This is a genomic window from Marivirga lumbricoides, assembly GCF_014636295.1.
Classification (GTDB): Bacteria; Bacteroidota; Bacteroidia; order Cytophagales; family Cyclobacteriaceae; genus Marivirga; species Marivirga lumbricoides.
Map to the genome: position 1 here is coordinate 17,397 of NZ_BMEC01000001.1, position 14,703 is coordinate 32,099.

Here is a 14,703-nt window from a genome sequence, read left to right on the forward strand (position 1 = left end):
ATAATATCGTGTTAACAATAACCAAGTAAAGAATTGAGTCACTGCTTCCTATCTTTCCAGAAACGTCACCCCGGTATAACTCGTTCTCTTCTAATCAGTTGTTTTTGCTTTTTATATCTGCTCAATTTGTCCGATGCCAAAGCCCAGGAAAAAGATAGCACGATAGACGCAAGGTTTATTATTCCTGAACTTTTTATTGGAAGAATTGTACCTAATCACCTGAATTACCCACCTGCTTATCCAAGAATAGGTGCCGGAATTACTTACTACAAGCAGTCCAATAGCAATACCTCTGTTAACCGCTACTTCCGAAATCCTATGATGGGTGTACATGCCAGCTTCCATTATTTAGGTAACGCAAATGTATTCGGGAATGAAATAAGTGTACTCCCTGTTATTGGCTTTCCAATGAATAAAGGGATGTTTCAATTCGGATTAGGCTTTTCTTATTTTACTAAAATGTACAAGGATAATAAGCTCAATGAAGCGGTTGGAAGCCACTTTACCTGGGCTTTTCATAGCTTTTATTACCGCCATTTTTTATTATCCTCCGGCAAAACCCTCAGGATGGGGTTTGGCTTTGTTCATGGTTCAAACGGACACACACAGTTACCTAACTTTGGAATAAATTCAGCTGTAATAAGCATAGGTATTTATAATAAACCAGCAATTTTAAGAGGGATTAAGGATACTACTGATACAAGAAATTTACGTAGGATATCTATCAGTACCAATACAGGCTGGGGGTTTCACGAATTCGGAGGTACTTCAGGCCCTGTGGGTGGAGGAAAAAAGGCTGTTTATAGCTCTTCCCTAACAGCAGGAATAGTATTTAAAAACCAATTCAGATGGTCTGCAGGATTTGGAATAAGACATTATGAACATTTTGCTGATTCAATTGCCAGCAACCCTGAATTACAGGCGCTAAATATTTCCCCTAATAACTATTACTTTATAATGGGTGCTGAGTTTCTTATCCATCATGTTGGGTTATCTTTTGAAGGAGGAATTAATTTATACAAACCTTTCTATGAACATTTTGCAGCAAGATATGAGTCTAAAAACTCCATCAAATATCATTTAAGAGGAATTTTTCAGACTCGATTAGGTATACGCTTATATTTGCTAAACACCTCAAAACAGCCGAGGCATAACTTATACTTGGCGCCATATTTAAATGCTAATTTAAGTAAAGCGGACTTTTCTGAGTTAAGTGTGGGCTACGTTTACAATTTCAGAAAATAAGGTTAATCCCAACCATTGGCTTTTAACTGAGCATCAAACAGCTGTTGGGCAATATCTTCCCTGTCAATTACATATCGCACTCCAATATATTTTAAAGGCTTGTTATGATCGTCCAAAACAGGAGCTATGGTAGCATCTACCCAGTAAACACTACCATCCTTCTTTTTATTTTTAACTATTCCACGGAATACTTTTCCTGCTTTAATAGTCTTCCACATTAACTCAAATAACTTTTTAGGGGTGTCAGGATGGCGGAAAAGACTATGAGGCTTTCCTATCATTTCATCCCGACTGTATTGAGAAACCTCGCATAATTTATCATTAACATAAACTATTCTTCCGCTTAAATCAGCTTCAGATAAAACGGTGCTTTCATTCAGGATATCCTCACGTGCCTTCATTTCCTGTTGCATTGCCTCCATTTCTCTCATATTACGCTCCATTTCATCAGCCTGGGCACTCAATTCTTCCATATTCTGGCGTAATTCCTCCTCCTGTTGTTGTAGCTGCTGGTTCTGCTCTTCCGTTTCACGACTTTTCCGCTGCATTTCTTCCTGAGTGGCCTGAAGCTCCTCCATGTTCTGATGCAATTCCTCTGCCTGAGAACGCATTTGTTCTTCCTGCTCCTGTGAAAGCTCCAACAGATGTTTAGTATTTGCGTTAATTTTATTCAGGCTAAATGAAGTTGCAAGGCTTTCTCCCAGCTTTTTTAAATAGTCCACTTTAAAAGATGGTAATATCTCAAATGATGCTACCTCAATAATACCCTCAATACTTTCGTTATTCATTAAAGGCATAATCACAATATTTCTAGGGCTCGCATCACCCAACCCACTCTTGATACGGACAAAATTTTCAGGTACCTCTGTAAGAAAAATCATATCTTTCTCCAAGAAACACTGTCCAATCAATCCTTCTCCAGGCTTAACTTTATCATTTATTACCTTCCTTCTTCCAAAGGCAAAAGCTCCTTTTAGTTCCATGAAAGTTTCAGAAACATCCTCCTCTTGCTCTACTAAATAGATGGCCCCCTGGTTTGCTCCTAAATACTTTACTACTTCACTAATTACATCTTTACTCAGCTTCTCAGGGTCGCTATGGGCTCGAGTAAGGTTGTTTACTCTACTCAATCCTTCTGTTATCCATGCTCTGTTTTTCTCTTCCTCCTGCGCTTTATGTACTTCTTTTAAATTATCCTTCAGTCTTTCCTCAGATTCCTTCAGTTCCTTATTCTGCTCAGCGTTATTTTCTATCAATTCACGACTCTTTTTCTCCGCCTGAAAACCTATGTACGCTAATAAAAAAACAATAGTGTAAGCTAAAAGTATAGAAATAGCAAAATTAGCTTTATATAAAAAGCCTGATGTAATGAACGAACTATCAATACCACTTGCAAATATGCCCGCCACTTCTCCCAAACTAATAAATACGAGAAAGTTTATAGTTGCTGAAAAAATCAGATATGACTTCTCCCTGATATCGAAAACCAGAAATGGTAAAATCGCAAAAGCAAGACAAATTAAAACCATTACTAAAGGAGGCTGACTCTCAGCACTTGTGAGTGAGGCTGTAAACCAAGCAGCAAGAAAAAGTGGCACATTGGCTGAAAATATTCTCGCCATATATATAGCACCTGTTTTGTTTAAAATCCAAACTAGAAGCATAGCTACTAATCCACCAATTGGAATAAACGTAAGTGCAGGAGCATTTAAAACAGAGATAAATACAAATGGTACTGCTACCAACAGAATAATAAAAAACGCTACAATATTGCTGAGTTTGATTTTATTGTTCACATGCTCAGCAAAAGAAGAGCGAATACCAATATTTTGCAAACGCAATAAAAAGTTCATATATCAGATGATTTAAAAGTGCAAAACAAGAGGGGGAGAAAACCTCAACTGCCTGTGGCTACTGGGCTAAATCTTGTGAGTGCAAAGAAAAAATTTTCTGAGGGTTATAAAAAGCAATTTTAGAATATAAAATTACATTGACTGGATATAAGTTAAACCACTATATCAAATAATTCCTGATTATTTGTACTCTCAACAAAAAATATCATACTGAAGAAGCCATGGTATTCAACGGAAATATTTCCGTAGGTGCAAGTAAACTCACTGTAAAACAAATGATGATCAAACTGATAACTGATCATTTGTTTAAGCTGCTCTTGAGGAATTTGTATTCCCGAATGCATACTTCCATAATCCTTGGCTATCCTTGCAATGTAATCGGACTCCTTTGGTACCAGCCAGACTGCCAGAATGGATAAAATAACTACAAGAATAAAGAGTTTACGGAACATAGTGACAAAACTCCTTTTACACTTAAAAGTTTCACACTTGCAGTAAACAGCTATTTAAACTCTCTGCATTCTCCGGAGTAATTATCTATAAGCAGGTGAGAAAGGTTACCTGAACTGCCATCTCTGTAAATTTCTAAAGCGTAATTACCCTTTGTTAAATTACGAACGAAATCCTGATCCATCATTAATGTATCCAAAGCATACTTATTATTGCCGGACTCGCCATAAGCATAAATATAAGCTGTATTGAGTGAATCATAATTGTACCAGCAAGTATACTGCTTTAGAGAAAACAATTCAACCGTGTCTTTTGTACCTCCTACATCCCAGATGAAAATATCAAAATCTATATTGGTGTTATTATAAACAGTAAAGTTTACTTGATTGGCGTCAATTTCACCACAAAAAACGGAAACACAAAGATCCTTATTATCTTCATCGAACTCTGAACAAGAGACGAAACTTATTAGCAATAGAATGATTAAAATATACTTCATAAAACAAATTCTCAACTGCAAAGACAATCAAAAAAGTAAAAAGGTTGTAAGTGTTGCAATATTTATTGGTAATCTTTTAGAAAAGTATTGTTAAATTAAATTCAAAAGTCTAATTTTGCAGACCAATTTTAAAAACAATTATAATGGAATTGAAAAATTATGAGACGGTATTCATCTTAACTCCCGTTTTATCTGATGCTCAGATGAAGGATGCTGTCGACAAGTTCAGAAAAATCTTAGAAGATAAGAACACTGAAATCATTAATGTTGAGCAGTGGGGCTTAAAAAAATTAGCTTACCCAATTCAACACAAGAGCACTGGTTTCTACAATCTTATCGAATTTAAGGCTACTCCTGAAGTTGTTGCAGCGCTTGAATTAGAGTACAGAAGAGACGAGAAAGTGATGAGATTCTTAACAGTAGCTTTAGATAAGCATGCTGTGGAATACGGAGAAAGACGCAGAAAAGGCGCATTTAATAAAAACAAAGAAAATAAAGAGGAGGTAGCCAAATGACACTTCATAACGAACCGATTAACGCTAAAAAGCAAGATAATCAAAAGAAATATTGTAGATTCAAGAGGTTTGGTATTAAATATATTGATTACAAAGATCCTAACTTCTTATTGAAATTTGTAAACGAGCAAGGTAAATTATTACCAAGCAGAATTACAGGAACAAGTGCTAAGTATCAGAAAAAAGTAGCACAAGCTGTAAAAAGAGCAAGACATATTGCTTTATTGCCATATGTTACTGACTCATTGAAATAAATTAACCCAATAAATTTTATCAGAAAATGGAAGTAATCTTAACACAAGATATAAATGGTTTGGGCTATAAGAATGATACAGTAACAGTAAAGCCCGGATATGGAAGAAATTATTTAATTCCACAGGGTTTCGCAATCATTGCTAATAACTCAAACCAAAAGAAAATAGAAGAAAACATCCGTCAGGCAGCTCACAAAGCTGAAAAAATGAAGAAGGATGCAGAAGAAATAGCTGAGAAAATCGGTGATCTTACGCTAACAATCAAAACTAAGGCTGGTGAAAGCGGTAAAATATTTGGTGCAGTTACTACTGTTCAAATCGCTGAAGGCTTAAAAGAAAAAGGTTTTGACATTGATAGAAAGAAAATTGCTATCGGTGGAGATATTAAAGAATTAGGTGAGTATAAAGCTACAATCGATCTTCATAAAGAAGTTAAAAAAGAAATCTCTCTTTCTGTTGTTGCAGAATAAAAGATTTCGAACAAAAATTGAAAGCCCTGGTAAATTTTTATCAGGGCTTTTTTTATGACTTTAGTTGCTCTCCCACTCTATTCATCCTCCTAAATAGGGCTCTTAAAAGCAACTAAACTTGAGACAAATATCCCTTAAACATGATTAGTCTCCAATAGTTTTTCAGTAAATGCATTTTTTTATTAGAATAAAACTTCAGAACCTGTGCACTAAAAAATCGAATTTTAATTTTTTAGTGGGCTAGTCTCAAGCACCTCCACTACTTCCCTGGCTTCAGTTCGAGGTATAAGTATACATCTTCACTTTGCCGGATTGTATTTTAGGCACCTGAGACTTTTTAAGCAGGCCCTAAATACACTACTTCTTCAACAAATACTCTGATAAACCTAACATTTCAGAGGCTTCTCCGATAAATTTACTATAGCTCATTGCAATTATTGCGATCATACTTTTAAATCATCTTTATGAAGCCCAAGGTTAAATACAAAAAACATACAGGCCCTTTTGATATTATTGGTGATGTTCATGGCTGCATTGAAGAACTCACAGAACTGCTTCACAAACTGGAATACAGTGTAGAAGAGTGTCCGTACGATGAAAAAAACTTTGGTTTCAAAGTGACTCATTCGAGAGGCCGGAAACTTATTTTCGTAGGGGATCTTGTTAACAAAGGCCCTGATTCACTACATGTACTCAAGTTGGCTATGAGCATGGTTAATCAGGAAATAGCTTTTAGCGTAAAAGGTAACCATGAAGTGAAGCTGGAAAACATGCTCAACGGAGAAAGCATTAAAAAAGGAAGTAGTATTGAAAAAACAGCTAAACAATTAAAAAAGGAAACAAGATCATTCAGAACAATCTTGGTCAACTTTATCAATGGTTTACCTGCTCACAGCGTATTTGATGAGGGAAAGTTAGCTGTAGTTCATGCCGGCATCAAAAAGAAAATGCTGGGAAAGAAATCTGTAATTGTAGAAGAGTTTTGCATTAATGGAGAACCAAAGGACGACCTCGACAAAACTAAAGTACCTGTTCGTTTTCCATGGGCAAAAAAATATTCCGGCAAAGCCATGGTTGTATATGGCCATACACCTGTTGCGGAAACCGACTGGATTAATAATACAATTAATATTGATACCGGTTGTGCCTACGGTGGCTTCCTTACAGCACTTCGCTACCCTGAAAAAGAACTAGTATCGGTAAAAGCGCTTAAAACTTACGCTGAAGTACCCAATGTACTCCAAATCAGCAGGAAGAACACTTAATAATTAATCCCTATCATTTTAGTATATACTAACACTCTTACCTTACAAAAATTCTATATTCTCTAATTGAATTATAGCATTCTGATTCTACAAGCAGCAGATAATAATCAGAAAATAAAAAAATCAGGAACAATATTTGCCTAACAATCGTTAGTTTGGTACATTTAACAAATGATTACAAAGAATAAACTGAATAGAAAGCAGCAAATAATTGAGAAAGCTACTCAGTTGTTTCAAAAACAAGGATATGCTGCTACTTCCATGAGGGATTTGGCAAGCTTTATAGGAATTGAGGCTGCCAGTTTATATTCTCATATAAAATCGAAGGAAGAGATTTTACAAATAATTTGCTTTCAGTTAGCAGAAGATTTTTTCAATTCTTTGCAATCGATAGAATTGGAACACGGTGGTGCTGACGAAAAACTTCAGAAAGCAGTCGTTTCCCATGTAGAGGTTTTAACGAAAGATCCTGCTGCAAGTGCAGTGTTCTTTTCAGAATGGAGACATTTAAGTGAACCTTACCTCACAGATTTTCTCGAGATGAGAGATCAGTATGAAGGCAGATTCATTCAAATATTGATTGATGGTAATGAGTCAGGTATATTTAAAACCTTAGACGCTAAATTTACAGTATTAGCACTACTCTCTTCCATCAACTGGATGCCTGCCTGGTATAAGCCCGGAGGCAAATTAAGTCCGAAAGATATTGCTGGAAATGTTACAGATGTTTTTATCAACGGATTGAGAGTAAGATAATTTTTAACCTAAAATAAATTTATTATGTACGGTGGTGGACAAGTATTTGAACCTTCTTCAACAAACAATGAATTGCTGAAAGATGAGGATCCGAAAAAATTAGCTGAGTTTGAAGCCAGAATAGCCAGAGGCGAGAAAATAGAGCCTAAAGACTGGATGCCTAAGCTCTACAGGAAGCAATTGATTCGCATGATAGAGCAGCACGCTCATTCAGAAATTATTGGCTCTTTACCCGAAGGCACCTGGATTACCCGCGCTCCGGGTTTCAAGAGAAAGCTTGCCTTAATGGCAAAAGTACAGGATGAGGTAGGTCATGCTCAGCTACTTTATGGAGCTGCTGAAACACTTGGTAAATCCAGAGAGCAGATGATTGAGGATTTAATTACCGGAAAATCAAAATATTCCAACATCTTCAACTACCCTACCTTTACCTGGGCTGATTCATGTTTTATTTCATGGTTAGTAGATGCGGGAGCTATCGTTAATCAATTAGCAAATGCCAGAGGTAGTTATGGCCCTTATTGCAGAGCACTGGATAGAATCTGTGCCGAAGAGTCTTTCCATCTAAAATATGGTCATCATTGTGTAATACATCTTGCTACAGGCACACCGAAACAACGCCAAATGATGCAGGAAGCTGTAAACAGGTGGTGGGCACCTATGATGCATTTCTTTGGACCTTCAGATAAAATTTCAACACACACTGAAATACTCACTAAGTGGAAAGTAAAAATGGCCACCAATGACGAATGTCGTCAGCAATTCCTTGACATGTATGTTCCTAAAATTTGGGAACTAGGCCTAACAATTCCTGATGAGAATTTAAAGAAAAATGAGGAAACAGGAGAATGGGAATTTACTGAACCAGATTGGGAAGAATTTAAAAGGGTTATTAATGGTGATGGACCTTGCAATAAGGAACGTTTAGCGGTACGAAGAACTGCTGAAGAACGCGGTGCATGGGTAAGAAGAGCCTTAGCTGCTAAGACAAAAGGTGACAAATACGTTGCTCCGATGGCTTAATCATATAGGAAAAAGTTATTAGTAATTGGGCATTAGGAGAAATCCTGTGAACATTCACCTTTGACTAGTAACTATATACCATTCACTAATTAACTAATTACCATTCACTAATTACCATTAACTAATTCACTAATTACCATTAACTAATTACTAATATATGTCTGATTTTTTAAAATCTTTGGATCCACGGATCAACAGGCTTTCGATTCCGGCAGAGTTTGGTAGCTCTTTCCCGGAAAAGGATGAAAAAGACCAGTTTATTACCTACGAAGTTTTCGTTCAGCCTAAAGAAAATAAAGCCATGCAGCACGAGGGCATAGTACATGCTCCTACTGAAGAGATGGCCTTCCTTTTTGCTAAAGAACAGTTTAGCAGAAGAGGTATGAGTTGCGTGGGAATTTGGGTAATCAAAACAACAGCTATTCAGGTATCTCCTATCACTGAAAATGGTGAAGATATCTATGATTATATCAATAAAGAAATTATGGAGGGTGCCGAAGAGAATGGGCTTTCGACTTACCAGGTTTTTCAATTGGCTAAGAGAGGTAAACAGCATAGTTTGAGTGGTTCAGTAGAAGCAAATTCCTTTGAAGAAGCGTTATGGAATGCCAAGAATACTTTTGCAGATGACAAACCAGCATTGAATTTATGGATTGTTAAAGAAGAGGACATTCTAAAGATTGAAGGTGATGAATTTGCAGATATTTGGAATACTCTTCCCGATAAAAAATATCGTGATGCAATGGATTACAAAGCCACGGAGAAAATTAAAAAGTTTAAAGAAGAACAACAAAAAGCTTAAGACATGACTGAAGAAGCCTTAAAAGATCTTTTATATAAAATTGCTGATGACCAATTGATTCTTGGTCACAGAAACTCGGAATGGACCGGCATGGGACCACTTTTAGAAGAAGATATTGCCTTTTCCTCTATGGCACAAGACAAGGTAGGTCAAAGCCTGGCTTTTTATAATCTGCTACATCAGTTAGGAGAGCAAGATCCTGATACTGTTGCCTTCACCCGAAATGCAGAACAGTTTCATAATTGCCAATTAGTTGAGTTACCTTCCGGTGAATATGATTTCAGTTTAATAAGGCACTTCTTATTTGATCATGCAGAATTCATCCGCTTCCAAATGCTGGCAGAATGCCCTATTGAAGAAGTGGCACAGGTAGCCAAAAAGCTGAAAGGAGAAGTAAAATACCATGTTATGCACGCCAATACGTGGGTAAAACAATTATCTAATGCCAACGAAGAGGCACATAGTAAAATGCAATCTGCTTTAGATTATGCGCTACCTTACGCTCTGGGAATTTTCGAGCCTTCAAAATATGAAAACGACTTTATTGAAGCTGGGATCTATGCTGGTGAGAAAGCTATTGAAACACAATGGAAAGAAAACATTCACATGGTGCTGGAAGAAGCAGGCCTCAAGTTACCTGATTGGGACACATTAAAACCAGTTTATGGTGGTAGATATGGAAAGCATACTGAATACCTACAGCCACTCTTAAGTGAAATGAGTGAAGTATTTAATGAGGACCCTACTGCGGATTGGTGATTAAGTCTTTTTGATTTGTTTCGTGAGACACGAACCTAGGCTCAGTATAAATATAAAATATTATACGTTATTGCAAGCAATGAATTACACAAAAGAAGACATATTATCTTTCTTGAAAGAAGTAAAAGATCCTGAAATACCAGTGATTTCATTGGTAGATTTAGGCGTAATTACTGGCATTGAAGTAAAAGGTGAGCATGTTACTGTCAATATGACTCCAACCTTCATAGGGTGCCCTGCTATGGACTATATGAAATCTGATGTGACTGAAGTATTGAATAAACATGGAATCACCAATCATGCAGTCAACCTTAATTTAAAAACCACCTGGAGTTCTGATTTAATTTCCTCTGAAGGTAAACAGGCATTGAAGAAGTTCGGGTTAGCCCCTCCTCCGGTTCATAATAACATTATCGAGGATTTAGACATTATTGAACATGCAGAATGTCCAAATTGTGATAGCACTAATACTACTTTAAAATCACCTTTCGGCCCTACCCTATGCCGTTCCTTGCATCATTGCAATAATTGTGGTGAAGCCTTTGAAAGTTTTAAGCCGATATAGGTTGGTAGGTTTTTGAAGTTTAACTATAGAGTTTTGCATTTCCAACAAACATCAACATCATTTGAATCAACGCTTTCACCTACTTTTCTCTAAATATTGTGCTGAAAGTTTATTAGTTATAAATTCTATGATTGAGTTAGCATAAGCCTAGTGCTTTCGCTTCTTTATTACTTCCCTTACATCATCAAAACATCAATCAAACTATTAGGAATTTCAAAACCACAGAAGAAAACACCCACACCAAATACCTTCTCCTTCACACTGGTATTCTGAAGCGCTAATGGCAGGGAGGTTACATTTACCATAGCATAGAAAATGGCAAATGCTGCAAGCAATATTAACATCACTGAATGGCTTGAAACTGTAAAAACACCTACGGTACTAATTGCTGCAAATAGAAGCCCTGTAAGCAATATTTTAATAATATTCTTCTTAGAGACCCACCTACTTATGATAATTGAAAAAACTGCTGTAAGAACCAATACTAATGAAGATATCCATTGACCGCTAATACCTATTGTAGATTTCAGGATATCAAGGTAATTAGGAAAAACTTCAATTATTATTCCTGAAAACAGGCCCATTCCAATGCCAAGAAAAACAATTTTACCCATTTTTGATTTAGGTTTTTCCTCATCTGGTCTCACCTCCTGCTCTCCTGCCATTGTATGCAGGGAGCTTTTTCTTAATAAATAACCCGAGATAGAAACTATTACTCCGCCAACAGCAAAAGTTGCTGCTCCTCCCAGAAAATCAATGATATCAACAATTACCGGTTCCAAAGAATATAATAAATCTGAAACAATGGTAAGTGCTGCAACAGTAATTGGAAGTTGTGCTGAAGGCGAGAATAACTCAATGGTGGATATAGCGGGACTTGTAAACAAACTCATTGCGAATAACCATAAAATGACTAAAACAGGTAAAGCGTATAGCACAAAAGACTGTGGTGGATTAACAATTAAAGTAAATGCCACAGTCATAAATATCATGGCAGCAAAACTAACACCTAAAGTAACTATCCTCAGGCGGTTGCCTAACCTATCTCTGTACTTATCTCCCAAATAACCCGCAAGTGGAGGAGTTAAAATCAAAATGACTGCCTTTCCCCAGGTAAGAGCAGGGGCAAATCCTTTCATGTCAAATGTTTCCAGCAGGGCAGGTTGATATCGGTGATAAGCTATCCAGCCAATAATAACTGAAGCATAAAGTGCTAATAAACTAAATATTTGCTGCCACTTAATAGCTGTATTTCGGGTTTGAGCTTGTACCATAATCCATATAGGGTTTAATCAGCTTAAACTACGATTAACACTTCATATCCGGATTTCATTTTTGAGCTATTCTTTTATTATTTCAAGTTTTTTTCTACAAATCTGATCTTTTCAGCTACTAACCTCATTAAAAACCGGATAAACAAAAAAAAGCATACCCCTGAAAATCAGAAGTATGCTTTAGCAAAATCTATTAAATTTTATAATTATTCGAAATTATTCTTCAAAAGTAACTTTAAGGTGTTTTTCTCTGTCAAAGCTATTATTACCCTCTTCTACATCAGCCGTTCCATTATCCTTATCAATAACCATACTTTGAATATCAGCTGCACTTCCTTCAATTTCAAAAGTATAGGTCGGATACACCCATGGCCAATCATTTAACACTTTAACATTCTTGCTATCTGAAAATTTCTTTTCTCCTCTCATAATACGCAAAGGTATATAGTACAATTTTGTGCTCCCGTCTTTAAAATTCACAGTTACTTCAACGGGCATTGGCATTTTACCAATTTTCTCTAAAGTTACTACTGTTTTACCATCTGACTCAAGCACAGATTTAATACCGTAATCAATAGTTTTAGTAGTATACACCCAGTATTCCTTATACCAATCCAGCTCCAGTCCGGACTCCTTTTCCATAATTCTAATGAAATCGTTAGGATTAGGGTGCTTAAATTTCCACTCGTTAAAATACCTGCGCATGCCTTTATAAAAAACATCTTCGCCTACTATGTATCTCAATTGCCCTAGAAAAGTAGCTCCTTTTGAATAAGCTGCTCTCCCATAAGCAAAATTAGTGTGGTAATGATCCGCGTGAGTACTCATTGGCTCTTCATATTCACTTTTTGCTAATGAAAGGTATCCTCTGTAGTTTCCTGCCTGAGGATTTTGCTCTCCTTGCTCCATAATAACATTCATAGTTTCAGAAGAAGCAAACGAAGTAAACCCTTCATCCATCCATTCATATAATGACTCATTGGTGGCTAAGACACCTTGGTACCAACTGTGAAACATTTCATGTACAGTAACACCTACAAGGCTTGGTAAACTTCTTTCACCCGTTATTAAAGTGGACATAGGGTATTCCATGCCCCCATCTCCCCCCTGAATTACAGAGAATTGTTCATAAGGATATTTACCAAAAGTTTTATTGGCATATTCAAAAGCTTTAACTGTATAGCCTTTCAGCTTCTCCCAATTTTCAGCTGTTTTTTCGTTTTTCTGATATAAGAAATGTAAAGTAGGTCCATTAGGTACTTGAGCTGTTTCATGTGTAAAATCCGGATCTGCAGCCCACATAAAATCAATTACTTTAGGTGCTTTAAAATGCCAGGTTTGCTTTCCATCTTTTCCTTTAGCTGGTTTAACCCCTGCTTTTTGGTAACCATGTCCCACTTCATTAGGATTTTGCACATAACCTGTTCCACCTAGTATATAGTCTTTATCAATCGTAATCTTCACATCAAAATCTCCCCAGACACCATGGAATTCACGCCCGATGTAAGGATTAGAATGCCAACCCTGGTAGTCATATTCAGCCATTTTAGGATACCATTGCGCCATTGAATAAGCTATTCCTTCTTCGTTATCACGACCAGACCTTCTTATTTGAACAGGAACCTGTCCTTCAAATTCCATTGTAAAATCTACAGTGGAGTTCGGCATAATAGGTTTTGAAAGTTCCACTTCCAAAATAGTTCCTACAACCTCATATTTTACGTTTTTCCCATCTTGCTTCAATGTTTTAATTTTTTGATAGCCAATTTCACCTGTAGAAAGCTCTGCAATTCTTCCGCCCACTCTTCTATCAGCATCCATGATGGTTCTTGACCTCACATCCATCATACTGTTAGGTTGGAAAGCATTGAAATACAAATGATAAAATACTTTTTTAAGCGTATCAGGAGAGTTATTTGTATACTTTACTTTTTGCTTACCAGTAAATTGATGGTTTTCTACATTCATGTCAATTTCCATCTCATACTTAATAGCTTGTTGCCATCTATCCGTTTGGGCTGTAGAAGCAAAAGCTGCCATATAGCCCAGCAGAGTAATCATTGCAATTTTTATTTTCATAATTATAATTTTAGGAATCTTTAAAACTTAAAAATGAACAAATCCATTCAATTAGCCAATTAAATTTATGTAAGAGTCCGATTTTCTCGGATGAGCAGATTAAAAGCTGTTCTTTTAGAAGAATAATTCGTACTTATTAATGAATGTTCATTAATATGGATATATAATGGTATAATTATTAAACTCAGCCATTGTTTAGGCTATTATTTATATCTATTTTTCTAACTTTGTTCAAGTTAACAGGAAATACTATGTTAGATTACAATACCCAACGCCCTGATATGAAATTAAAAGAATATGGACGAAATGTTCAGATGCTGGTAAAGCACCTTCGCACTGTAGAGGATAAGGACACCCGAACACAGATGGCCTACACTGTTGTGGATCTCATTAAACAGCTGAGCAACGGTCCGAAGGATGCAAATCAGGAAAACATGCAAAAATATTGGGATGATTTATTTATAATGTCTGATTTTGACCTTGACGTAGAAAGCCCCTACCCAATGCCTGCTAAAGAAATATTGGGGAGAAAGCCTGCAAGGGTTAAGTATGTTACCAATGAAGTAAAGTTTAAGCATTACGGAAGAAATGTAGAGCTTTTAGTAGAAAAAGCTATTGCGTTGGAAGATGGAGAAGAGAAAAACGCTGCTATTTTATATATAGGAAGACTCATGAAAACCTTTTATAGCACCTGGAATCGTGATAATGTAACAGAGGAAGCAGTAGCAGACAATATTAAGCAGCTTTCAGGAGGTCAGTTAAGTGTGGATATTCAGGAAGTAAAAGATAATAACGCTTTTGATCTTATATATAAAGATACCTCCAGGCCATCATCAAGGCCCAGCAACAACCATAAGGGTAAAAAACAGAATTACAAAAAAAGAAGAAATTAAT

Annotated in this window: 16 protein-coding genes; 11 read left to right on the forward strand and 5 right to left on the reverse strand. The window is 36.4% G+C overall.

Going from position 1 to position 14,703, the window contains the following annotated elements; all coding sequences use genetic code 11:
• Positions 1-126 precede the first annotated feature (126 nt).
• Positions 127-1,245: an acyloxyacyl hydrolase gene (locus IEV85_RS00090; RefSeq protein WP_188459748.1), complete on the forward strand. Its 1,119-nt coding sequence runs from the start codon at positions 127-129 to the stop codon at positions 1,243-1,245.
• A gap of 2 nt (positions 1,246-1,247) precedes the next feature.
• Here the strand turns inward: IEV85_RS00090 and IEV85_RS00095 are convergent, their stop codons facing one another.
• The 3 genes from IEV85_RS00095 to IEV85_RS00105 form a co-directional block, all read right to left on the reverse strand.
• Positions 1,248-3,098 (reverse strand): PAS domain-containing protein, encoded by a 1,851-nt coding sequence (locus IEV85_RS00095; protein WP_188459750.1) that lies wholly within the window; start codon positions 3,096-3,098, stop codon positions 1,248-1,250.
• Positions 3,099-3,250: 152 nt separating this feature from the next.
• Positions 3,251-3,550 (reverse strand): hypothetical protein, encoded by a 300-nt coding sequence (locus IEV85_RS00100; RefSeq protein ID WP_188459753.1) that lies wholly within the window; start codon positions 3,548-3,550, stop codon positions 3,251-3,253.
• Positions 3,551-3,600: 50 nt separating this feature from the next.
• The gene (locus IEV85_RS00105) at positions 3,601-4,047 is read right to left on the reverse strand and encodes a hypothetical protein (RefSeq protein ID WP_188459755.1); all 447 of its coding nucleotides are present in this window, start codon (positions 4,045-4,047) and stop codon (positions 3,601-3,603) included.
• Positions 4,048-4,190: 143 nt separating this feature from the next.
• Here IEV85_RS00105 and rpsF point away from each other — a divergent pair, with 143 nt between their 5' ends.
• The 9 genes from rpsF to paaD all read left to right on the forward strand — a co-directional run bounded on the left by rpsF (position 4,191) and on the right by paaD (position 10,456).
• On the forward strand, positions 4,191-4,562 hold the full coding sequence (rpsF, locus tag IEV85_RS00110) for a 30S ribosomal protein S6 (protein WP_188459757.1): 372 nt from the start codon (positions 4,191-4,193) through the stop codon (positions 4,560-4,562).
• The gene (gene rpsR / locus IEV85_RS00115) at positions 4,559-4,816 is read left to right on the forward strand and encodes a 30S ribosomal protein S18 (RefSeq protein WP_188459759.1); all 258 of its coding nucleotides are present in this window, start codon (positions 4,559-4,561) and stop codon (positions 4,814-4,816) included. Before rpsF ends, rpsR begins: the two co-directional genes overlap by 4 nt.
• A gap of 26 nt (positions 4,817-4,842) precedes the next feature.
• Positions 4,843-5,286 carry a 50S ribosomal protein L9 gene (gene rplI / locus IEV85_RS00120; RefSeq protein WP_188459761.1) on the forward strand — a complete coding sequence of 148 codons (444 nt, stop codon included), beginning with the start codon at positions 4,843-4,845 and terminating at the stop codon, positions 5,284-5,286.
• A gap of 464 nt (positions 5,287-5,750) precedes the next feature.
• Complete coding sequence (locus IEV85_RS00125) at positions 5,751-6,551, forward strand: metallophosphoesterase (RefSeq protein WP_188459763.1); 801 nt, start codon at positions 5,751-5,753, stop codon at positions 6,549-6,551.
• 171 nt (positions 6,552-6,722) lie between these two features.
• Positions 6,723-7,307 (forward strand): TetR/AcrR family transcriptional regulator, encoded by a 585-nt coding sequence (locus IEV85_RS00130; protein ID WP_188459765.1) that lies wholly within the window; start codon positions 6,723-6,725, stop codon positions 7,305-7,307.
• A gap of 24 nt (positions 7,308-7,331) precedes the next feature.
• Positions 7,332-8,330, forward strand: coding sequence for a 1,2-phenylacetyl-CoA epoxidase subunit PaaA (gene paaA / locus IEV85_RS00135; protein ID WP_188459766.1), 999 nt, complete (start codon positions 7,332-7,334; stop codon positions 8,328-8,330).
• A gap of 157 nt (positions 8,331-8,487) precedes the next feature.
• Positions 8,488-9,132, forward strand: coding sequence for a phenylacetic acid degradation b (locus tag IEV85_RS00140; RefSeq protein WP_188459768.1), 645 nt, complete (start codon positions 8,488-8,490; stop codon positions 9,130-9,132).
• A 3-nt stretch (positions 9,133-9,135) separates the two neighbouring features.
• Positions 9,136-9,891, forward strand: a complete 756-nt coding sequence (gene paaC, locus IEV85_RS00145; protein WP_188459770.1) for a 1,2-phenylacetyl-CoA epoxidase subunit PaaC — start codon at positions 9,136-9,138, stop codon at positions 9,889-9,891.
• 79 nt (positions 9,892-9,970) lie between these two features.
• Positions 9,971-10,456: a 1,2-phenylacetyl-CoA epoxidase subunit PaaD gene (paaD, locus tag IEV85_RS00150; RefSeq protein WP_188459771.1), complete on the forward strand. Its 486-nt coding sequence runs from the start codon at positions 9,971-9,973 to the stop codon at positions 10,454-10,456.
• Between the two features lie 176 nt (positions 10,457-10,632).
• On the opposite strand, the gene IEV85_RS00155 is transcribed toward paaD, so the two are convergent.
• Positions 10,633-11,730 (reverse strand): MFS transporter, encoded by a 1,098-nt coding sequence (locus tag IEV85_RS00155; RefSeq protein ID WP_188459772.1) that lies wholly within the window; start codon positions 11,728-11,730, stop codon positions 10,633-10,635.
• 216 nt (positions 11,731-11,946) lie between these two features.
• Complete coding sequence (locus IEV85_RS00160) at positions 11,947-13,809, reverse strand: M1 family metallopeptidase (protein WP_188459773.1); 1,863 nt, start codon at positions 13,807-13,809, stop codon at positions 11,947-11,949.
• Between the two features lie 251 nt (positions 13,810-14,060).
• Between IEV85_RS00160 and IEV85_RS00165 the strand changes: the two genes are divergently transcribed.
• The gene (locus IEV85_RS00165; protein WP_188459774.1) at positions 14,061-14,702 is read left to right on the forward strand and encodes a DUF4290 domain-containing protein; all 642 of its coding nucleotides are present in this window, start codon (positions 14,061-14,063) and stop codon (positions 14,700-14,702) included.
• Position 14,703 lies beyond the last annotated feature (1 nt).